This is a genomic window from Proteus sp. fly-1089 (assembly GCF_040138965.1).
Lineage (GTDB): Bacteria > Pseudomonadota > Gammaproteobacteria > Enterobacterales > Enterobacteriaceae > Proteus > Proteus vulgaris_B.
On record NZ_JBEETS010000003.1, the window covers coordinates 54,096 to 76,663 of the forward strand.

Genomic DNA, 22,568 nt, shown 5'->3' on the forward strand with positions numbered 1-22,568 from the left:
GATGCAAAAAAACCCGCCAAGAACAAGTTCTCGAAGCGGGCTTGTACAACGGGTTTTATTATATCGTTACAAACTTATGCGTAAACTGGAAATTTAGCGCAGATATCCAAGACTTTTTGTTTCACTTTCTCAATGTTCGCTTCATCATTGATATTATCAAGGACATCACACATCCAACCGGCTAAATCACGAGCTTCTGCTTCTTTAAAACCACGACGTGTAATTGCTGGAGAACCGATACGAACACCAGAAGTAACAAATGGGCTACGTGGATCATTTGGCACACTGTTTTTGTTAACAGTGATATTTGCACGACCGAGCGCTGCATCCGCATCTTTACCTGTAATGTCTTTATCAACTAAGTCTAATAAAAACAGGTGGTTTTCAGTTCCGCCAGACACTACTTTATAACCGCGTTCTAAGAAAACGTCTACCATTGCTTTCGCGTTTTTAGCAACTTGTTGCTGATAAACTTTAAACTCTGGTTCCATTGCTTCTTTTAATGCAACCGCTTTGCCCGCGATAACGTGCATTAAAGGGCCACCTTGAGAGCCAGGGAACACTGCTGAGTTCAGTTTTTTGTAGAACTCTTCATCTCCACCTTTAGCTAGGATAAGACCACCACGTGGGCCAGCTAATGTTTTATGCGTTGTTGTCGTAACAACGTGAGCATGAGGAACAGGGTTAGGATAAACACCCGCAGCAATCATACCCGCAACGTGCGCCATATCAACAAACAGGTAAGCACCAATGCTATCAGCGATTTCACGCATTTTTGCCCAATCAACCAAACCAGAATAGGCAGAGAAGCCACCAATAATCATTTTTGGTTGATGTTTTTTAGCTTGAATAGCGATATCTTCGTAATCAATTTTACCTGATTCATCAATACCATAAGGTACGATATTATATAGTTTACCAGAGAAGTTAACTGGTGAACCATGAGTCAAGTGGCCGCCTTGTGCTAAGTTCATACCTAAAACAGTATCACCCGGTTTTAGTAATGCCATATAAACAGCGGCATTCGCTTGTGAACCTGAGTGAGGTTGTACGTTAGCATAGTCAGCACCAAATAATGCTTTTGCACGATCGATTGCCAGTTGCTCTACAACATCCACATACTCACAACCACCGTAGTAACGTTTACCCGGATAGCCTTCAGCATATTTGTTTGTCAGCTGAGATCCCTGCGCCTGCATAACACGAGGACTGGTATAGTTTTCAGAAGCAATAAGTTCGATGTGCTCTTCTTGACGAGTCACTTCACCTTCCATTGCATTCCATAACTCTGGATCGTAATCAGCAATATTCATTTCACGTTTTAACATTCAGATCTCCTGACTCAGCTAACTTCACTAAAGACAAACTCCCATACGGGAGAAAGAATGGCATACAGTGTAAACTCTTTTTCTTCATTGAGATAGCCCCTAATGAAAAAATACGCAATCGTTTGCCACCCAATTATAACAGCACCTTATTACTTTTTAACAACCTCATTTTATCCTGTGCTTATTCCTCTTTTTGAGGTACATCACGCCTTATTATGCAAACACCCCGCATCATTCTCTAAGATTTGAGATTTTTTGTTAAAAAATAAAAACAGTTATTTACAAAATAATCAAAAAGAGATAAGTTGCATATAAAATGCAATTTATAAAAATTCACAATAAACTGAAAATTTTTCAGGAGCAATTATGTTAGATGCACAAACTATCGCGACAATTAAATCAACAATTCCTCTTATTGCTAAAACAGGCCCTGCATTAACCGCACATTTTTATGATCGAATGTTCTCTCGTCATCCTGAGCTAAAAGATATCTTTACCATGAGCCACCAAAGTAGTGGTGCCCAACGTGAAGCCTTATTTAATGCGATATGCGCTTATGCAATCAATATTGAAAATTTACCTACAATTTTACCTGCAGTTGAAAAAATCGCACAAAAACACGTCAGTTTAAATATTCTTCCTGAGCATTACCCCATCGTAGGTGAAAATTTATTGGCCACAATTGATGAAATGTTTAACCCAGGGCAAGAAGTGTTAGACGCTTGGGGCGCCGCTTACCAAGTGTTAGCGGATGTCTTTATTAATCGTGAAGAACAAATTTATCAACAAAAAGAACAAACAAGCGGTGGTTGGAGAGGGCTACGAGCTTTTAAAGTCACACATAAAGTAAAACAAAGTGATGTTATTACCAGCTTTGAATTAGCTCCTGAAGACGGCCTTGATGTTACACCTTATCAAGCTGGACAATATTTAAGCCTTTATATCCGCGATGAACGTCTTGAAAACCAAGAAATACGTCAATATTCATTAACTCAATCTTCAAATAATAAAACATACCGCATCGCAGTCAAACGCGAAGAGAAAGGTATTTTATCGAATTTTCTTCATGACCATATTCAAGAAGGGGATACTTTACAAGTCGCCGCACCAGGGGGAGATTTCTATTTAGAGGTATCACCAACAACACCTGTTACATTAATTTCAGCGGGTGTAGGTTTAACACCCATGTTATCAATGTTACACACCCTTTCTGCTCATCAAGCCAATGTTAATTGGTTACATGCTGCTGAACATGGTGGTGTTCATGCCTTTAAAGGTGAGGTTCATCAAGTCAGTAGTAAACTTCCACATTATCAACAAGCGGTTTGGTATCGCACACCACGGCCTGAAGATGTACAAAATAAAGATTATCAATTTGAAGGTTTAATGACATTAAAACAAGTTGAAAATTGGATAAATATTCCTGATATGCATTTCTATTTTTGCGGGCCATTACCTTTTATGCAATCTATTGCCAAACAGCTTATTGAATTAGGCGTTAATAGTGAAAAACTTCATTATGAATGTTTTGGCCCTCATGCTGTTATTCTGCAAGATTTATAATCAATAAATAATCAAACCATTAAAACTAAGCTTTAAAATAAATTAAATAAAAAGCGCTGATAGAATTACATTTATCAGTGCTTTTGTTATTTATATCATGTTGTTTTATGGTTGATATTTATTTTCAATTGCAGTGGGAATAACATGATCTTTAGCAGAAAAGCCGTACCAAATAACACTAATTAGACAGAGTGTATAACCAAATAATTCGCTGCCCTCTTCTACCATATTTTTAACCGCACGATTATAATCTTCACCTAATAATTTATGCCACAATATCCCCATCCCAAATAGGCGAGAAAACAACAAAATACATAATAGACCTGCAACTAACATTCCGTGACTTGGATGGGTAATAAAATGCATTAATCCTTTTAATGTCTTTTTACCTTCTCTAATCGCGATAGCAATACTAATAAATGCCACTGTTAGGGCAAACCAAACCCAAGAGCCGTGTGCAATCTGATCAAATACACCATCTAACTCACGAATTAGAATACACAGAAAAAAACCCATAATTAGAGTAAACGCTCCCCGCTGTTCACTGTCTTGGCACGCTTTAACAAAAAAGAATAAGCTAATAATCGCAACGATAATTTCTTGCCCTAATTCCGTCACTGATGTCTCTGAAATACCATTATCAAGCACCAAAATATCAAGAAAAATAAATCCCGTCGTGATGGCGATAAGCACTGCTGCACATAAAAATAAAGCGAGCCGCTTTAATAAATAATTAAACACTATTTTGCCCATACCTTAATGATTTTTAATATTGATGATAATAACTTTCTTAAAAAGTTATTAAATAACATTTTGTGCCTTAAAGTTTATAATAAACAGTAAAATAAATTGTTCATTATCATCAATTGACTTGCATAAGATATAAATAGCACTATAGGTAAAACATAAAAAAATAATCATGCACCAAAAACAGAAAAAGCCTGATATTTTGACTAAAAAATATCAGGCTTTAATAAAATGTATTATTTAACTTAAATAATTAAATAGCTTCTTCGTCTTGCTCGCCAGTACGAATACGAATAACACGACTCACATCAAAAACAAAAATCTTACCGTCACCAATTTTACCTGTTTGTGCTGTTGTCATAATGGTATCTACACAAGTTTCAACAATTTCGTCAGCAACAACAATTTCAATTTTTACTTTAGGTAAAAAATCAACCATGTATTCCGCACCGCGGTAAAGTTCAGTATGCCCTTTTTGACGACCAAAACCTTTCACTTCAGTTACGGTCATCCCCGTGATACCCACTTCACCAAGCGCTTCTCTTACATCATCTAACTTAAACGGCTTAATTATCGCTTCAATTTTTTTCATCGTATTATCCTGCTATTACCAGTTGTGGCGACCAAAACCGCTTGTTATTGGGTATCTGCGATCTTTACCAAAATTACGACTTGTAATACGTGGCCCTACTGGGGCTTGACGTCGCTTGTATTCATTAATATCGACTAATTTTATCACTTTACGGACCGTTGCTTCATCAAATCCAGCAGCAACTAAATCAGAAACAGATTTATCCTGTTCAACATAACCTTCAAGAATAGCGTCCAGAATGTCATAAGGTGGTAAATTATCTTGGTCAGTTTGTCCCGGCGCCAATTCTGCTGATGGTGGTCTATCAATCACACGTTGAGGAATAGCTGGTGAAAGTGTATTACGATATTTAGATAGTTCAAAAACTAATGTTTTAGGGACGTCTTTTAACACATCAAAGCCCCCCGCCATATCACCATACAATGTCGAGTATCCCACAGCGGATTCACTTTTATTGCTTGTGGTGAGCACTAAGCGACGGCGTTTATTCGACATCGCCATCAAAATCACCGCGCGACAGCGAGCCTGTAGATTTTCTTCTGTAGTATCAGCGGCAGTATCTTTAAACATTGGTGCTAACTGTGCCATAAAGGCATCAAACATTGGTTCAATAGATACCGTATCGAATTCAACACCTAATAAATCAGCTTGTTCTTTGGCATCATGAATACTCATTTCGGAAGTATAACGAAAAGGCATCATAACTGCTTGAACACTCTCTTTTCCTAATGCATCAGCCGCAATAGCAACCGTTAATCCAGAATCAATTCCCCCAGATAATCCGAGAATTGCCCCTTTAAAACCGTTTTTAGTGACATAATCACGCGTTGCAAGCACTAATGCTTGATACACTTGCGCTAAAGGTGAAAGTTCTGGAGCTGGATTTACCATTGGGATGATAGTTAATTCATCAAACTCTACAACTGCTATTTGCTCATCAAATGCGGCTAAACGATGTGTGATCGTGCCTCTTTCATCAAATACTTTAGAACAACCATCAAAGACCAGCTCATCTTGACCACCAATTTGATTAAGATAGATCACAGGAAGATGCGTTCTTTGACAATGCTCTTTAATTAACTGTGTACGAACATGGGGTTTTTCACGGTTATATGGCGAGGCGTTAATAGATAAAACAAGATCTGCCCCTGCTTGTTTTAATGCATCGATAGGCTCATTAATCCAGATATCCTCACAAATTAACAAACCTAAATGGTAACCTTTAAATGGCACAACACAACGTTCATTTCCTTGTTGGAAATAACGTTTTTCGTCAAACACACCGTAATTAGGTAATTGCTGTTTGAAATAACGTGCTTGTAACTCACCTTTATAGAAAAATGAGAGTGCGTTATAAATTTTGCCGTTTTGCCACCAAGGATGTCCAACAACAATCGCTGTTTTTTTACTTGCTTGTTCTAAACGCGTAAGTTGTGTTTCACAACGTTGCTGGAAATCAGGACGAAATAGCAGATCTTCAGGAGAGTAACCGCATAAAGCCAGCTCAGAAAACATGACCAGATCGGCCTCTTCTTGCGCTTTAACGGTAGATAACATGCGTTCACAGTTACCTTCTATATCGCCAACAACCCAATTGAGTTGAGCCATTGCGAGTTTTAATTTACGACTCATAAAAATTAGTCTCTCCGCTATCTTTCGCATTAAAGGAAAGCTAGTTTAAAAATATATTCATTATCTGAAAAGGTTATTCTTTAAAATCATTCGCATCTAGTTCATGACGAGATAACAATTTGTAAAACTCAGTTCGATTGCGCCCTGCCATACGTGCTGCTTGAGTCACATTACCTTTCGTCATTTGCAATAACTTTCTCAAATAAGTCATTTCAAAATGCCCTCTTGCTTCAGCAAATGTAGGTAAAGCGGTATTTTCACCCTGCAAGGCTTGTGTCACTAAAGCTTCACTAATAACTGGAGCTGTCGTTAAAGCGACACATTGTTCAATCACGTTAACTAATTGACGCACATTTCCTGGCCAACTTGCTGTCATCAAGCACTTCATAGCATCAGTAGAAAAACTTCGGACAAAAGGCTTATGGCGTTTAGCTGATTCACGTAATAGATGGTTAGCAAGAACAGGAATATCTTCAGCTCTCTCACTTAATGTCGGAATTCGTAAATTCACCACATTTAAACGATAGAACAAATCTTCACGGAATTCATTACGCTCCATCGCTTTAGGTAAATCACGATGTGTGGCTGAAAGGATACGGACATCAATATCAATATCACGGTTGCTTCCTAATGGGCGAACTTTTCGCTCTTGCAAAACACGTAATAATTTAACTTGTAATGCCATTGGCATATCGCCAATTTCATCTAAAAACAGTGTACCGCCTTCAGCCGCCTGAAATAAACCTTCACGACTACTTACTGCTCCTGTAAAAGCACCTTTCGCATGACCAAATAATTCAGATTCTAAAAGTTGTTCCGGTAAGGCGCCACAGTTAATGGCTATAAAAGGTTTTTTAGCTCTAGGGCTTGCACGATGAATGGCTTGAGCAAGAACTTCTTTACCTGTACCACTTTGGCCGTTAATAAGTACACTGACATCAGATTGTGCAACTAACTTTGCTTGTTCTAATAAACGTAGCATTTGTGGGCTACGTGTCACGATATCTTTAGACCACTCTTCATCTGAAACTGTGGTCACTAATTCCAGCGCTTCATCAATTGCCTTGTAAAGTGCATCCCGATCAACGGGTTTTGTTAAAAAACTAAATACACCTTGTTGTGTTGCTGCGACTGCATCAGGAATAGAGCCATGAGCAGTTAAAATAATGACTGGCATTCCGGGTTGCTGGCGCTGTATTTCAGCAAACAATGCCATACCATCCATTTCATCCATGCGCAGATCGCTAATAACAAGGTCTATTTTTTCTTTTAAGAGAAGTTTTAGTGCTTCTTGCCCACTTTCAGCGGTGAAGATATGAAAGCCTTCACTTGTTAACCGCATACCAAGTAACTTTAATAACCCTGGATCGTCATCGACAAGTAAAAGATTTGCTGATTTATGGCCAGCCATGCACATTCTCCTTATTTAGATCCTACTTCAGTCGGTTTAGCATCCTGTTTTTTTATTTCAGTTTTAACAGGCTCAGATTTAACCACTTCAGGTTTTGCAGATTCTGGTTTTGAAGGTTCAGGTTTAACCGCTTCAGGTTTTGCAGATTCTGGATTTGGAGGCTCAGGTTTAACCGCTGTTGCAGAAGGTGTTTTTTCCTCATTCTTTGGCTTTTCTGTTATCGATTGTGTAGAAGTAGGCTTTTCAGTCGTTTTTTCAACAACTGTTTTTTCTGTTTCTGGGGATGTGGTTACCACACTCTCCGTTAAATCCTCATTTTGTGATAACGAATCAACAGAGCCACTTTGTTTTCTATTCGATAATTGCCTTTCAATTTGAGTAAGACTTTCAAGCTTTTTCAGTGTGATATTCAGTTCATGCTGTAATGCATTATTCTCTTTTCTTAGTGTATCTATTCTATTGTCCGTTTCAGTAGTTAAACGACGATAACGATTTTTTTCTTCTGCTAAAGAGAGAATAAGTGTTTGATTTTCAATCCATGTCGATAATAAAACACGCATAGAGCTTGGAAATTGTAGTTTGTAGCTTTCTAGTAACACTAATTGTGTTCGACGATCAGCAATCGTCATACCAGCACGCTCTAATAAAATACTTTTATAAAATGCATCATCCCAGCCTGTAACGACAACACTATTTGCTTGGCGTTGCGCTTCTGTAGTCATAATGCGATTCGTACATTCAATTGTGCGTAACCAATAAAGTGCATTATTAATGCCTTCATCATAAAAAGCGCTTAATGTTTTACATTCAGCCCAACGGTAATCAATTGTTCTTTGTTTAACAACGGGTGCATCAGGCTCGGGTTCTAACGATGCAGTAGGCGACTTTGGCGTACAGCCTGAAAGAACCAGTGGAAGCATAAAAATCAAGACACACTGTTTCCAATTTAATGCGATCTTTCTAGTTGATGCAGGAGCCATAGATAACGGTTCAGTACCAAGCATCTGTTTATTTATTTTTTTATACTCATGATGAGGAGATGCTTGTATTTGTGACCTGATTTGCATTATTTATTCTCAGAAAGTAGCGGTAATTCAATACGAAAACAGACATCGGCATAGTCAGAAGGAACAACATTTAATTCACCTTCCATTCTTTTGATACAGTCATGAGCAATGCTTAAACCTAAACCACTTCCTTTTACAGCACCTTTGCGTAGTAAAGAACCTTGAAAAAAGGGCTCAAAAATCATTTTTTGTTCAGATTCAGGGATAGGCGTTCCTTTATTGGCTATATCAATCACTATCTTCTGTTCAACTTGATAACTAGAGATCCAGATATTACCTGATTCAGCACCATAGTGCACCGCATTCGAATAGAGATTGTCGATAACTCGTGATAATAATGTTGCTTCTGCTCGACATTTTGTCAGATTAAGTGAAATTATCGTTTTAATCTCTTTCGCTCTGGCAGGTAAGCTGTGTGCTAATACCACATCATTCACTAAATGAGTTAAATCGATCTCTTCAATTTGCTGAGGAACCTCAGAAAGTTTACGGTTATAATCAAGTAGTTGCTCAATCAATAACTGTAACTGCTTACTACTATTATCAAGAATAGAAACTACTTCTTTTTGATCGAGCGTTAAAGGACCTGCAACTTCATCAGCTAATAATTCTGTACCTTCTCGCATACTAGCAAGTGGCGTTTTTAACTCATGAGAAATATGACGTAAAAATTCATGCCGTTGTGATTCAAGCCATGCTAATCGTTCACTTAACCAAATAATACGTTGAGCTAACGATCGAAGCTCCCGAGGTCCTTGAAAAGAATCCAAATTGTTACTAAGTGTTCGCCCTTCTCCCAATCGATTTATCATCTTTTCAATCCCCTTAACAGGGCCGATGATCATTCGGGTAAATAGTGCGATGAGGATCAAACTGAATACGAACACAATAAGGCTCTGCCAGCCGAAATAACGTCCTTTCTCAGCAATTGCCATTTGTAACTGTTCGCCACGGCTAAAAATAATCTCTTTTGTTAGCATCACAATACGATTATTGGCATAAGAGAACTGCTCTAGAGCTTGTTGCATGTCTTTCGTAGGTTCACTGCTTTCACACTGAATAGACTTTAGCTTTTCAAGGGAGGAATTAAGCACGTCAGCTTCTTTAGATGAAGAAAGCGGGATTATGGTTTGTTGTAATGTTGAGAAGAGTTTAGTGTATTGCTGATAGCGTTGTTGATACATATCATCATCAGTTTTATCGCGTAAAACACAATAACGACGATAGTTTCCTTCCATCTCAATAGCTAAATTTCGCATAACTTCGCTGCGTTCAGTATCAGCCAATGCATTTTTATTAGTGATTGCTGCTTGATTACTTAATTGATCGAGACTTTGATAAGCTTGATAAGCAAGGACAAGTAAAGGTAATAGCACCATCCAAAATGCCATTATCACGAGCTGTCTTAAAGAACGAGGAAAAATACGCCACTTTTTCAATGAAATCATCTCAACACCTATTAGAGTAATGCGATGCTACATGACTTGATAACAAGAAAAAAGTCCGACATTAGAAAATCAGGTGAGGATAACAAACACAAGCGAGAAAATATGACAAGCTCTAGAAGTGGGAGAGCGGAATATCTTACTGAGATATTCCGCCCGTCAAGATTTCATCTCTTTTCTCTCTAAAAGAGAATGAAGGTGGTGCCTCACTCCACGTGTCGCCCTGTGTTTGATAAGGTCCGAAGACGAGTATCATGATGTTGGACGGTAGGCACCTTACTCTGGCGTCATTCCTGGCTTATGTGGTATGTTCCCACCCATATTGTGGACCGACATAAAAAGTTGAATGAGCAACTGATTTATATAATGCATAACGCGTGCCAACTTTTAAATAAAAACATTAACCAATTGAAAATAAACAAAAAATAAAAATATATCCATGGTATTTTATTTACATCTCTCTTTTATCTAGTCATAAAGCAACCAAGCTGTCTCCATATCCAGACAGAGTTACCTAAAATTTTATAAATATTTATATTTCAACAAGTTAAATGTCGCCAAAAAGAGACAAGCTAATAGCCAAGTGTCGTCACTTTTACACAATGAAAAATAATACCTTTATTATCAATACAATAAAGCCTCTCGCAAAGTAGAGGCTTTATGTAATGACTCCTAAGATAATTTACCGCTAATTAATCAAACTGCTTCCTTGCATTACGGAATAATCGCATCCAAGGGCTATCTTCACCCCAGTTGTCTGGATGCCAAGAGTTACTGACTGTTCTAAACACACGTTCAGGGTGAGGCATCATAATAGTTGAACGTCCATCTCTTGTTGTAACAGAGGTGATCCCTTTTACTGAACCATTAGGATTTAATGGATATTGTTCTGTTGGTTGACCATAATTATCAACAAAACGTAATCCCACTAAATTTTGTTCCTCTAATTGTGCCAATTGTTCAGCATGACGAAACTCTGCAAAACCTTCCCCATGAGAAACAGCAATAGGCATTTGTGAGCCCACCATGCCTTGTAGCAATAACGATGGGCTTTCTGTCACTTTAACCAAACTAAAGCGAGCTTCAAAGCGCTCAGAACGGTTGCGAACAAAACGAGGCCATAAATCCGCCCCCGGAATAAGTTCAGATAATGTTGACATCATTTGACAACCATTACAGACACCAAGCGATAAGGTATCTTGTCGTTCAAAGAATTGAGCAAATTCATCTCGTAAACGAGAATTGAATAGAATAGATTTAGCCCAACCTTCGCCTGCACCTAATACGTCACCGTAAGAGAATCCTCCGCACGCCACCAGCACATCAAAATCACTCAATGAACGTCGTGACGAATGTAGATCACTCATATGAACGTCAATAGCATCAAAACCAGCTCGGTCAAAAGCTGCCGCCATTTCAACATGAGAGTTAACACCTTGCTCTCTTAGTACAGCAATGCGAGGGCGACTTCCTGTTGCAATATAAGGAGCTGCAATATCTTCGCTTGGATCAAAGGTTAAATGTACGTTTAACCCCGGATCATTGATATCCTGTTTTGCCTGATGTTCTTCATCTGCACACTCAGGGTTATCGCGTAAACGTTGCATTTGCCATGTTGTTTCAGCCCACCAAAGACGTAGCGTACTGCGTTTCTCATTATAAACTTCAGTTTCACGACTTTGAATTATAACGGCATCATCTTGTGTTGCTTGACCTAAATAGTGTAAGCAATCAGCTAAACCGTATTGTGTAAATAATGCTTCAACTACATCTTGATGCTCAGCGCTAATTTGGATCACACCACCTAACTCTTCATTAAAGAGTCCCGCTAAGATATCTTCATCATAAGCACTAATATCAACATTTAACCCACAGTGACCGGCAAATGCCATTTCTGCAAGAGTGACAAATAAACCACCATCAGAGCGATCATGATAAGCCAACAATTTGCCTTCATTGACCAATTGTTGCATCACATTAAAGAATTGTTTTAGCTGTTCTACATCACGAAGATCTGCGGCTTTTTGACCTAATTGGCGATAAACTTGAGCTAAAGCTGTTGCACCTAATGCGTTATGTCCATTACCCAGATCAATCAGATATAAACGGTTACCTGATTGTGTCGATAATTCAGGTGTTACCGTTTTACGAACATCTTCAACACGAGAGAATGCAGTAATAACTAAAGAGAGTGGAGAGGTAACTTCTTTATTTTTTCCATCTTTATCCTGCCAACGTGTTTTCATTGACATAGAGTCTTTACCAACAGGAATGGTGATACCTAACTCTGGGCATAACTCCTCACCAATAGCTTTCACCGCATCATACAAACCAGCATCTTCACCAGGATGCCCCGCTGCTGACATCCAGTTAGCGGAAAGCTTAATACGATTAAGTGATTGTACATCACTACCGGCCATATTCGTTAAGGCTTCACCAACTGCCATACGTGCAGATGCAGCAAAATCTAACAGTGCGATTGGCGCTCGTTCACCAATAGACATTGCCTCACCATAATAGCTATCTAATGTTGCTGTGGTAACAGCACAGTTAGCAACAGGAATTTGCCAAGGACCAACCATTTGATCACGAGCAACCATGCCTGTAACAGTGCGGTCACCAATGGTAATTAAGAAGGTTTTTTCAGCCACGGTAGGTAAATGAAGCACTCGATAGACTGCATCTTTTAAATTAATATCTTTACGATCTAGATACTCACCTTCTGTTTTTTGTGATTTCACATCACGTAACATTTTAGGTGCTTTACCTAATAATATGTCTAATGGCATATCAATAGGTTTATTATCAAAGTGTGTATCGTTTAATACTAATTCACGCTCTTGTGTTGCTTCACCAATTACGGCATAAGGTGCTCTTTCACGCTGGCATAATGCATCAAACAGAGGCATTTTTTCTAGTGATACTGCCAACACATAACGTTCTTGAGATTCATTACACCAGATTTCAAGTGGGCTCATTCCTGGCTCATCATTTAAAACATCACGCAGTTCAAAACGACCACCACGACCACCGTCATTAACTAATTCAGGCATCGCATTAGAAAGACCTCCTGCCCCTACATCATGAATAAATAAGATAGGGTTATCGTCACCCAACTGCCAGCAACGATCGATAACTTCTTGGCAACGTCGCTCCATTTCTGGATTGTCACGTTGAACAGAAGCAAAATCTAAGTCTGCATCAGATTGCCCTGAAGTCATAGAAGAAGCCGCGCCACCACCCAGACCGATGTTCATCGATGGGCCACCTAATACGATCAACTTAGCGCCAACAGTGATCTCTCCTTTTTGAACATGATCTTCACGAATATTACCAATGCCACCAGCTAGCATAATTGGTTTATGGTAACCGCGAATTTCAACACCATTATGGCTATTAACTTGTTCTTCATAAGTTCTGAAATAGCCTAGTAATGCAGGACGACCAAATTCATTATTAAATGCCGCACCACCTAATGGTCCTTCAGTCATGATATCTAATGCATTTACAATACGTTCTGGTTTACCAAAATCTTCTTCCCAAGGTTGTTCAAATCCTGGAATACGCAGGTTAGATACTGAGAATCCAACTAAACCCGCTTTAGGTTTGGCACCACGCCCCGTTGCACCTTCATCTCGAATTTCACCACCAGAACCTGTTGCAGCTCCCGGCCAAGGTGAAATTGCTGTTGGATGGTTATGTGTTTCCACTTTCATTAAGATATGTACGGGTTCTTGATGATAATGATAATGCCCTTTTTCAGCATCAGGATAAAAACGTCCAGCAACCGATCCTTCCATAACAGCCGCATTATCTTTATATGCTGACATGACATAATCAGGAGTTTGCTCAAACGTATTTTTAATCATTTTAAATAATGATTTATCTTGCGCTTTACCATCAATAATCCAATCTGCATTAAATATTTTATGGCGACAATGTTCAGAGTTGGCTTGTGCAAACATATAAAGTTCAACATCAGTTGGATTACGAGCTAAACGATTAAAAGCATCGACTAAATAATCAACTTCATCATCAGCAAGTGCTAATCCCATTTCAATGTTTGCTTTAACAAGCGCATCTTTGCCTTTAGCAAGCACATCTATCGTTTTTAATGGTGCTGGCGTTTGCTCCGCAAACAGTGTATTCACATCTTGATAATTTAAGAAAATGGTTTCCATCATTCGGTCATGAATCAAACCATAAAGCTGTTGCCATTGTGTTTCTGTCATCGTATCGCCTTCAATAAAGTAAGCGATACCACGTTCAATTCTGACCACCTTGGATAAGCCACAGTTATGTGCAATATCTGTTGCTTTAGAAGACCAAGGTGAAATCGTTCCAGGGCGAGGTGTCACCACTCGCATTTCCCCAATAGGCTCATGCTCTGTTAATGAAGGCCCATAATGCAATAATTGGCTTAATTTAATGTGGTCATCTTCAGATAACTGCCCTTCCACTTTTGCGAAATGAACAAATTCCGCATATATACCTTGTACAGGAAGGTCATTTTCCTGACATTGAGTGAGTAATTTATTAATACGAAACGCGGATAAAGCGGGGGAGCCACGCAGGATTTCCATAGTATTGAGTTCTCTCTTTTAGCAGCTAGCCTGATCAATCATTCAGGGGAAACGCGCCTAGTATAATAGAATAACCGCCCAGACGAAACCGTTTGCGTGAACAAAATAACGGCATTTAACTTAGTGTGTTTTAATGATTAATTGGTGTAATCAAGTTGCGTATTACCAATATGTTAAGCAAAATGCTCGATTACTGGAAATTTATCCATGTTAAGATAACGACTTTACACACAACAATAAACAACGTTAACGAGAAATAACCTATTGAATAATATAAGGATAAACTATTTCGTTATCGTTATCATAGCGCTCTTTTCAGCGGCAATTATTGCGTTGAATATTACTTGGCCCGATAGGCAAAAAGCGCAGATAAATAAGATTTTATCTCGTGGTGAGTTAAGAGTTAGTACGATGCCATCACCATTGATAACGATGAACGATAAAAAGGACCCCGTAGGTTTCGATTATGAATTAGTGAAACGCTTTGCTGATTATCTAGGCGTGAAGCTTGTCGTTAATATGCGGACAAATATCAACCAAATGTTTGATGATCTGGAGAATAATAAAGCAGACTTTATCGCAGCTGGATTACTTTATAACAAAGAGAGATTAGATACGACACGTAGTGGGCCTGCTTACTTTTCAGTATCTCAGCAATTAGTTTACCGTAAAGGAACATTAAGGCCACGTAGCTTTGATGCTTTAGATGGGCGCCTTGTCGTCACGGCAGGTTCGGCCCATGCAAGCTTATTGCGTACACTAAAAGAAACGCAATACCCTGAGCTTGAGTGGGAAGAATCAGATAATCAGACAACCTCTCAGCTACTTGAAGCGTTATCAGAAGGCAAAATTACCTATGTTTTAGCCGACTCAATCAGTGTTGCAGTACAACAACGTATTCACCCTAATGTTGCCGTAGGATTTGAGGTGACTGAAAGCCGCCCTCTGACATGGTATTTACCTGATAGCGAAGATAATAGTTTGTATGCCGCTATGCTAGATTACTTTAACCAATTATCTCAAGAAGATGTATTAGCACGATTGGAAGAAAAGTATTTTGGCCATGTAGGTTCATTTGATTACTTTGACACTATCTCTTTTATTACTGCAATTGATTCCATTTTGCCAAACTATCAGCCTCTTTTTGAGAAATACGCGGATACCTTTGATTGGCGATTATTAGCAGCAATGGCATGGCAAGAATCACACTGGGATCCTCATGCAACGTCACCAACAGGTGTTAGAGGTCTGATGATGCTAACACGCCCTACTGCATCAAGTATGGGAGTCACTGATAGGCTTGATCCAGAAGAAAGTATTCGCGGCGGTGCTCAATATCTTAAACATCTTCTTTCTCGTTTACCGGAGTCTATTCCTGAAGATGAGAAAATTTGGTTTGCATTAGCCGCCTACAACATGGGATTTGGTCATATGCTTGACGCCAGAAGGCTGACCGAACAACAAGGCGCAGATCCTGACAGTTGGTTAGATGTAAAATCAAGATTACCGCTACTTAGCCAGAAGAAATACTATGTTGACCTCCCTTATGGCTACGCGAGAGGACATGAAGCTTATCGCTATGTTGAGAATATTCGTCGATATCAACTGAGCCTCGTAGGCTATCTCCAAGCTAAAGAGAGTAAAAACAAGATCCTATCTAAAGACAAAGAAAGCAATGAAGGTACGGATCATGAGACATCATCATTAACATTATCTCAAGAATCATCTCATCATTAATGATGTACTACATACTGTTCAGCCTCTTTTATAGAGGCTTAATCTAGACTTAACACATTTATACTGCTATTTCTGATATTCCATAGCTAATTTTCTCCTCTCTACATCCCTTAATATTTTCTTAATATTAAAAGTTGTTACATTTTCTCTTACCTTTATTTAACTAAAATTGGAAAAAAATCGTGTTAAGAAATGGTAACATTCATTAGTTAAAGCACTCACCAAATGAGTAAAACGCATCAAAAATAGCCCAATAAGTCTTTTTTTGACTATCAGAATAAGTAAAATATAAGAAAAAATTAACTTAAATACGTAGGAATTATCTCATTAGTTATTATTCATTTTATGATTATTCTTTTTAGAAAACTTTTTTACGATAAAAATTAACCTGATATTTATATTATTAACATATAACCCTTTGAATTGTATGTATTATGATAATCTATAATTGATTTTATTAATTTTCTTAAAGTAATGTTAATAATATCAATTCCTATAAAGTTAAAACAATGTTAATTGTATTGTCTATTAAATTTATCTGCCTGATAAACTTTTTTACCCACAAATTGAGTAATAAAAAGAATAAATCTATATAAAACTCTATTAATGTGGAATAGGCCAGATTAAATCTGAAATTTGCGGAAATTGACAAAACGTTATATCAAATAGAATACCTTTATTGATATCATATAAATCAGTCATTATTCGAAACAACTCGAAATATAATGCAAATCAATTTTTATATTCCGACATTAATATTATTTTTTCATAAATAATAATACGTACGATCTTCAAGGGATTATCTATAATGAAACTGAGTAAAATTGCTTTAGCTGCTACTTTAGTATTTGGTATTAATTCTGTTGCAACTGCTGAAACTTCCACACCAAAAATTGGCGCAACTAAAGGCGAAATTCAATTAAAAGGTGAAATTGTTAATTCAGCTTGTGGATTAGCAGCTTCTTCAAGTCCAGTTATTGTTGATTTCAGCGAAATCCCAACATCTGCATTAGCAAATATGCAAAAAGCGGGTAACGTTAAAAAAGATATCGAACTACAAGACTGTGATACTACCGTAGCAAAAACAGCAACTGTTAGCTATACACCAAGCGTTGTTAATGCAACAAACAAAGATTTAGCTTCTTTCGTTTCTGGCTCAGCTTCTGGTGCAGGTATCGGTTTAATGGATGCTGGTAGCAAATCAGTTAAATGGAATACAGCAACAACACCAGTACAATTAATTAATGGTGTTTCAAAAATTCCATTCGTTGCTTACGTTCAAGCTGAATCAGCAGACGCAGCTGTAACTCCGGGCGAATTCCAAGCAGTTATCAACTTCCAAGTTGATTATCAGTAATCATTTTATTTATTTAAATTAGTTAAATAATAAATTACTGCATTAACGCAGGGGATTTCCTCTGCGTTAAATTTGATAAAACACTTCAATTTAATAAAAAATAAAAATAAAAAGTAATTAAATAAATATTCATTATTTAATTAATTAGTTTCTATTTAATTAATAATTAGGCGTTTATTCATGTTAATTTCTTATTTTCACAGCACAATATGGAAAAACATTTGTGCCATTTTGCTATTGTGCTTAGCGTTTTTCGCTCAAGCCGAGCAAGATGATTCTGTGGAATTTAACATTCACATGTTAGATGCTGAAGATAGAGATAATGTCGATCTGTCTCGCTTTGCGACTTCTAATTACATTATTCCTGGTATGTACTACCTGGATATTCGCATAAATGGACGAGATTTCCCTCGCCAAAACATTAATTATGTTGAAGTAAAACCTAATTATTCTGTTGCTTGTATTGACCCTTCTCTTCTAAAAAAATTAACCATTAACGAAGAAAATCAAAAATTTATCGAAGAGATTTCCCCTGATTGTTTCAATATCAATCAATTACCTGGTATATCCATCAAAAATGATGGCGGTATTCTTGATATTGTTATTCCTCGTTCATTAATGAAATACGAAGATGCAGACTGGACTCCTCCCGAATTATGGGATCCGGGTATATCAGGGGTATTACTTGATTATACCTTAACAGGAATATCGACACGTCCTAATAAAGGTAACAATAACAACTCGCTGACAGGCTATGGGCAAGCGGGTATTAATTTTGGTGAATGGCGTTTACGCGCTGAATACCAAGGAAATTATTCCTCTGAATACTCATCAAACAATAGTTTTGATTGGAATCAGATCTACGCCTATAAACCACTGCCCGATCAAGCCGCTAAATTAACGTTAGGTGAAACGTATTTAAATTCCCAAGTTTTTGATAGTTTTCGTTTTACGGGTGCCAATATCCAAAGTGATGAAAGAATGTTACCACCATCTTTGCAAGGTTATGCACCAGAAATTCATGGTATTGCAAATACCAATGCTAAAGTTACCGTGACTCAAAATGGTCGCTTAATTTATGAAACCACGGTTCCTGCTGGCCCTTTTATTATTAGACATTTACAAGATACGGTACAAGGTCAATTAGATGTCAGAGTGGAAGAACAAAACGGCAAAGTAAACGAATTTCAAGTACAAACAGCCAATTTACCTTATATGACACGCCCTGGTTCAGTGCGTTATAACACATCAATCGGCCAGCCATCGCTCAATAACAATAAAATGCAGGGCCCTGTTTTTTATCAAGGTGATTTTTCATGGGGCGTGAACAACACATGGTCGCTGTATGGTGGTGTTTTATTAACCGCTAAAGATTACAATGCGTGGTCATTAGGTTTAGGTCACGATATGGGGCGTCTAGGTACGCTTTCTGGTGATGTTACTCAATCTTATAGCCAAACCTATGATGATAAAAATATCAACGGAATGTCATTCAAACTTAACTATGCTAAAACATTCGATGAATACCATAGTACAATTACTTTTGCGGGCTACCGTTTTTCAGAGAAAACATTCCGATCTTTTTCTCAATATATTGATGAACGTTACAACGATATTAATAGCAATGGTTATGAAAAAGAGATGTATACCATTACTGGTAACAAAACTTTCTGGGCTGATGATATTGAGAAATCGACAACGCTTTATCTTTCTTATCGTCATCAAAATTATTGGGATAAAAATACACAAGAGCAATATGGTGTAACGGTAAGTCGTAACTTTTCTATTATGGGCATAGAGCAGGTTAATACTAACTTGTCTGCATTTCGTACTCAGCATAAAGGAAATACTGATGACAGTGTTTCTTTCAATATTTCAGTTCCATTAGGCAGTGGCAAAAATATAGGTTATAGCCTGCAAGATAATAACGGAAAAGTGAACCAAATGGCCTCTTATTCTGATAATAGCAATTATAACAATTTGTGGCGTATCCGTGCGGGATTAAGTTCAGATCATAAAGCCAATACTGATGGTTATTATCAACACCGTTCGCAATATGCAGAAATTAATGCCAATGCAAGCTATCAACAAGATAATTATGTTGCGGTAGGTGCGACCGTGAAAGGCGGATTTACAGCAACTCGCCATGGGGCAGCATTGCATAGTAGCAGCATGACGTCCAGTACAGCTCGAATGATGGTTGATACGGATGGTGTTTCAGGAGTGCCGTTTAACAACCAAAGTACGACAACAAATCTATTTGGCATTGGGGTACTCACTGACTTAACCAGCTATAACAACGTTGATGCACGTATTGATGTTGATAAAATGGACTCAAATATTGAAACACATAAAGCCATCACCTCCACAACATTAACTGAAGGAGCTATTGGTTACTACACATTCCCAGTGCGTCAAGGTGAACGTCTAATGGCTATCTTGCAAACAGCTAATCAAAAATACCCTCCGTTTGGTGCTGAAGTCACTAATAAAGATGGTGAGAATATGGGAATGGTGATGGAAGAAGGCCTAGTTTATATTGCGGGCGTTAACCTCAATGAATCATTAAACGTGATCTGGGGTGGTAAAACCCAATGTACGATTACGATCCCGGCAGCAATTAACGATCCACTAAAACGCGAATTGTTATTATGTCAGGGATTTTAATGAACAAAATGAATTACTAGAGATAAATGTATGAACTCATTCAACACACTTAAAACACTTTTTTGCGGTTCACTACTTGCATTAAGCATGGTGAATATAACACAAGCAGGTGTGTCATTAGATAGAACACGGATCGTGTTAACTGGCAATGAAAATTCAGCCAGCGTAAATTTAAAAAATACGAGCCCTGATATTCCATTTTTGGCTCAATCATGGGTTGAAAATGAGCATGGGCAAAAAATTGCCTCTCCTTTAGTAGCGCTTCCTCCTTTACAGCGTCTTGATGGTGACCAAAAAGGGGTTGTGAGAATAACCAAAACTGCAGAAATTGGGCTTTTGCCACAAGATAGAGAATCATTGTTTTATTTAAACGTTCGTGAAATTCCACCAGCACCAAAACAAGCGAATGTATTACAAATGGCAATGCAGTCACGAATTAAATTATTCTATCGACCTACGGCTATTATTCCTGAAAAACCGGGCATGGTTTGGCAAGATCAGTTGGTATTTAAAAAACAAAAAAATCAATTCATCGCAGAAAATCCAACACCTTACTACATCACTATTATTGGTCTTTCGAATAAATTAAATGGTGAAGATAGTGATAAATTAACTACATTCCCTGGTTTAATGATTGCACCTAAATCATCACTGGAGATTCCCGTTAAAACCAGTAACGTCAATCAATTTTATATGATGTATGTAAATGATTATGGTGGACACCCTGAATTGAAATTTGTTTGCCAACAAAACAGCTGCAAAGTGGCACCGAAAGAACAACAACCAAAATATTAATTAACTTGACGCCGGTAGGAATAAAATGAAACCAACTACAGCAAGTTTTTATTTCAATACGCTAAAATTATTTTTTACTGGCGCAATATTATGTACTCCAATGGTGGTATCCGCTTATATTCATGGTGAAGTTCGCACTGTTGGAGGACCTAATATTTTTAGAGTTGAGTTAAATAACACAACATTTCCTAATAACAGACCCGGCGAAACAGCCACAGTAAATTTTTCTTTGCCTGATAGATATTTAGCAACAGTTTATTGCCCTAGAGATCCCTTAGTTCCGAATTCTCGCACCTATTATATGGCGAATTCTGACCTACGCTATTTAGGTAATAATTACTATGAACTTAATGAATACGTCGATGTTCAGATCAAGTTTTCTATTTGGGGCCCAGAAACACTTCCTACGGTTCCTTTTATTGAAAAACCTAACAATCGAAATGGGCAACAAGGTTGTCGCGTTCCTGAATCACCAAAACCTAACATGTCGTCAGGAAGTAGCGGTGTATTAGTATTTCGCCTGAAAAAACCAATTATTAATGGGGTTTCATTAACGGGGCAAGCTGTAGCTCAAATGTATGCCCGTGTCGGTAATGGCTTATATAAAGACTATGGTCCTGAACCAATCTCAAAATTAGTGATTAACTCAGGAATATTAACCACAGAAGATAGATGCATATTTAATAATGGCTCTCCAATTACCTTTGATTTTGGCAATGTTGGCAATACTTCTGACTATTTGAATGGTCAAAACTATAAGATCACGCGCAATATTCCAATAAAATGTGAAGGTGGTAGTTTTACTAATCCTAACAGCCGAATTATGTTTAAAATTCAAACAGGAAGCTCAGGTGTCGCTAGCTTTAACCCGAATTATCTTGGCACAACAGGACCTGTAGATAGAACAAATCTAGGTATTGTTTTAAGAGACAAATCAGGAGCGATAGTGCCGCCTAATAAATATTTTTCTGTCGGGAAACTGAATAATTTTAAAGGTAATTGGGAAGTCACTGCGGCTCCTATTGCAAAGGCAGGAAGCAAAATTACTGAAGGCGAGTTTTCAGCACATGCCACATTAGTTGCGGAGTTTATGTAATGGCAAATCCAATAATAAAATCTGCTATTTCTCTTTTATTGTTACTATCACCTTCTGTCTTTGCTGCGACAGAGCTTATTGGTGGTGATATGGAATTTAAAGGTGTTGTGGTTGCACATGGTTGTACCATAATTGCTGGTGATGAAAATAAGGTAATCGATTTTAAGCAGATATCCGCAAAAGATCTCTATACCTTTCAAAAAAGTGAACCCGTTGCTTTTAGTATTAGTTTAGAAAATTGCAGCCAAGATATTTATAAAAGTGTCACAATTACACTTGATGGAAAAGAGCATCCAACTATGCCAAATCATCTTGCCGTTGTTGGAACAGGATCTGAAGATCCTAAAAGTATCGGGATTGTATTTACCGATGTGCAACGCAATGTTATTCAATTAAAAAAGCCGAGCACAACTCGACTTCTTAATAATAAACGTATTCAGTTTAATTTTATGACATATGTTGAGGCATCACCCTCTGCGCTGAAAAATCAAACATTGCTAACAGGCCCTTTCCAAGCACAAGCAACCTATACCCTTAATTATCAGTAA

The 22,568-nt window shown here is 37.8% G+C and carries 15 protein-coding genes; 7 read left to right on the forward strand and 8 right to left on the reverse strand.

Annotation, left to right across the window (positions count from 1 at the left end; genetic code table 11):
* Positions 1 to 74: 74 nt before the first annotated feature.
* A complete protein-coding gene (gene glyA / locus ABN080_RS09465; protein WP_072068702.1) occupies positions 75 to 1,328 on the reverse strand; it encodes a serine hydroxymethyltransferase in 1,254 nt (417 codons plus the stop codon).
* 366 nt (positions 1,329 to 1,694) lie between these two features.
* Here glyA and hmpA point away from each other — a divergent pair, with 366 nt between their 5' ends.
* Positions 1,695 to 2,891, forward strand: a complete 1,197-nt coding sequence (hmpA, locus tag ABN080_RS09470) for an NO-inducible flavohemoprotein (protein WP_349440895.1) — start codon at positions 1,695 to 1,697, stop codon at positions 2,889 to 2,891.
* Positions 2,892 to 2,996: 105 nt separating this feature from the next.
* Here hmpA and ABN080_RS09475 read toward each other — a convergent pair whose 3' ends face one another.
* The 7 genes from ABN080_RS09475 to purL form a co-directional block, all read right to left on the reverse strand.
* Positions 2,997 to 3,644 (reverse strand): hypothetical protein, encoded by a 648-nt coding sequence (locus ABN080_RS09475; RefSeq protein WP_196553809.1) that lies wholly within the window; start codon positions 3,642 to 3,644, stop codon positions 2,997 to 2,999.
* Positions 3,645 to 3,891: 247 nt separating this feature from the next.
* A complete protein-coding gene (gene glnB / locus ABN080_RS09480; protein ID WP_072068705.1) occupies positions 3,892 to 4,230 on the reverse strand; it encodes a nitrogen regulatory protein P-II in 339 nt (112 codons plus the stop codon).
* A gap of 15 nt (positions 4,231 to 4,245) precedes the next feature.
* Positions 4,246 to 5,862 (reverse strand): NAD+ synthase, encoded by a 1,617-nt coding sequence (locus ABN080_RS09485; protein WP_197268997.1) that lies wholly within the window; start codon positions 5,860 to 5,862, stop codon positions 4,246 to 4,248.
* Between the two features lie 73 nt (positions 5,863 to 5,935).
* Positions 5,936 to 7,273, reverse strand: a complete 1,338-nt coding sequence (gene glrR, locus ABN080_RS09490) for a two-component system response regulator GlrR (RefSeq protein WP_087803278.1) — start codon at positions 7,271 to 7,273, stop codon at positions 5,936 to 5,938.
* An 11-nt stretch (positions 7,274 to 7,284) separates the two neighbouring features.
* Positions 7,285 to 8,340, reverse strand: a complete 1,056-nt coding sequence (gene qseG / locus ABN080_RS09495; protein WP_349440896.1) for a two-component system QseEF-associated lipoprotein QseG — start codon at positions 8,338 to 8,340, stop codon at positions 7,285 to 7,287.
* Positions 8,340 to 9,788: a sensor histidine kinase gene (locus tag ABN080_RS09500; RefSeq protein ID WP_072068708.1), complete on the reverse strand. Its 1,449-nt coding sequence runs from the start codon at positions 9,786 to 9,788 to the stop codon at positions 8,340 to 8,342. The genes qseG and ABN080_RS09500 overlap by 1 nt, the downstream gene beginning before the upstream one ends.
* 689 nt (positions 9,789 to 10,477) lie before the next feature.
* A complete protein-coding gene (gene purL / locus ABN080_RS09505) occupies positions 10,478 to 14,368 on the reverse strand; it encodes a phosphoribosylformylglycinamidine synthase (protein ID WP_349440897.1) in 3,891 nt (1,296 codons plus the stop codon).
* A 264-nt stretch (positions 14,369 to 14,632) separates the two neighbouring features.
* Between purL and mltF the strand changes: the two genes are divergently transcribed.
* The 6 genes from mltF to ABN080_RS09535 all read left to right on the forward strand — a co-directional run bounded on the left by mltF (position 14,633) and on the right by ABN080_RS09535 (position 22,568).
* Complete coding sequence (gene mltF, locus ABN080_RS09510) at positions 14,633 to 16,105, forward strand: membrane-bound lytic murein transglycosylase MltF (RefSeq protein WP_349440898.1); 1,473 nt, start codon at positions 14,633 to 14,635, stop codon at positions 16,103 to 16,105.
* A gap of 808 nt (positions 16,106 to 16,913) precedes the next feature.
* Positions 16,914 to 17,462: a fimbrial protein gene (locus ABN080_RS09515; protein WP_349440899.1), complete on the forward strand. Its 549-nt coding sequence runs from the start codon at positions 16,914 to 16,916 to the stop codon at positions 17,460 to 17,462.
* A gap of 180 nt (positions 17,463 to 17,642) precedes the next feature.
* Entirely contained in the window at positions 17,643 to 20,129 is a 2,487-nt protein-coding gene (locus ABN080_RS09520) for a fimbria/pilus outer membrane usher protein (protein ID WP_349440900.1), read from the forward strand.
* Between the two features lie 30 nt (positions 20,130 to 20,159).
* The gene (locus ABN080_RS09525; RefSeq protein WP_197268993.1) at positions 20,160 to 20,924 is read left to right on the forward strand and encodes a fimbrial biogenesis chaperone; all 765 of its coding nucleotides are present in this window, start codon (positions 20,160 to 20,162) and stop codon (positions 20,922 to 20,924) included.
* A 25-nt stretch (positions 20,925 to 20,949) separates the two neighbouring features.
* Positions 20,950 to 22,020: a fimbrial protein gene (locus ABN080_RS09530; RefSeq protein WP_197268992.1), complete on the forward strand. Its 1,071-nt coding sequence runs from the start codon at positions 20,950 to 20,952 to the stop codon at positions 22,018 to 22,020.
* On the forward strand, positions 22,020 to 22,568 hold the full coding sequence (locus tag ABN080_RS09535; RefSeq protein ID WP_349440901.1) for a fimbrial protein: 549 nt from the start codon (positions 22,020 to 22,022) through the stop codon (positions 22,566 to 22,568). Before ABN080_RS09530 ends, ABN080_RS09535 begins: the two co-directional genes overlap by 1 nt.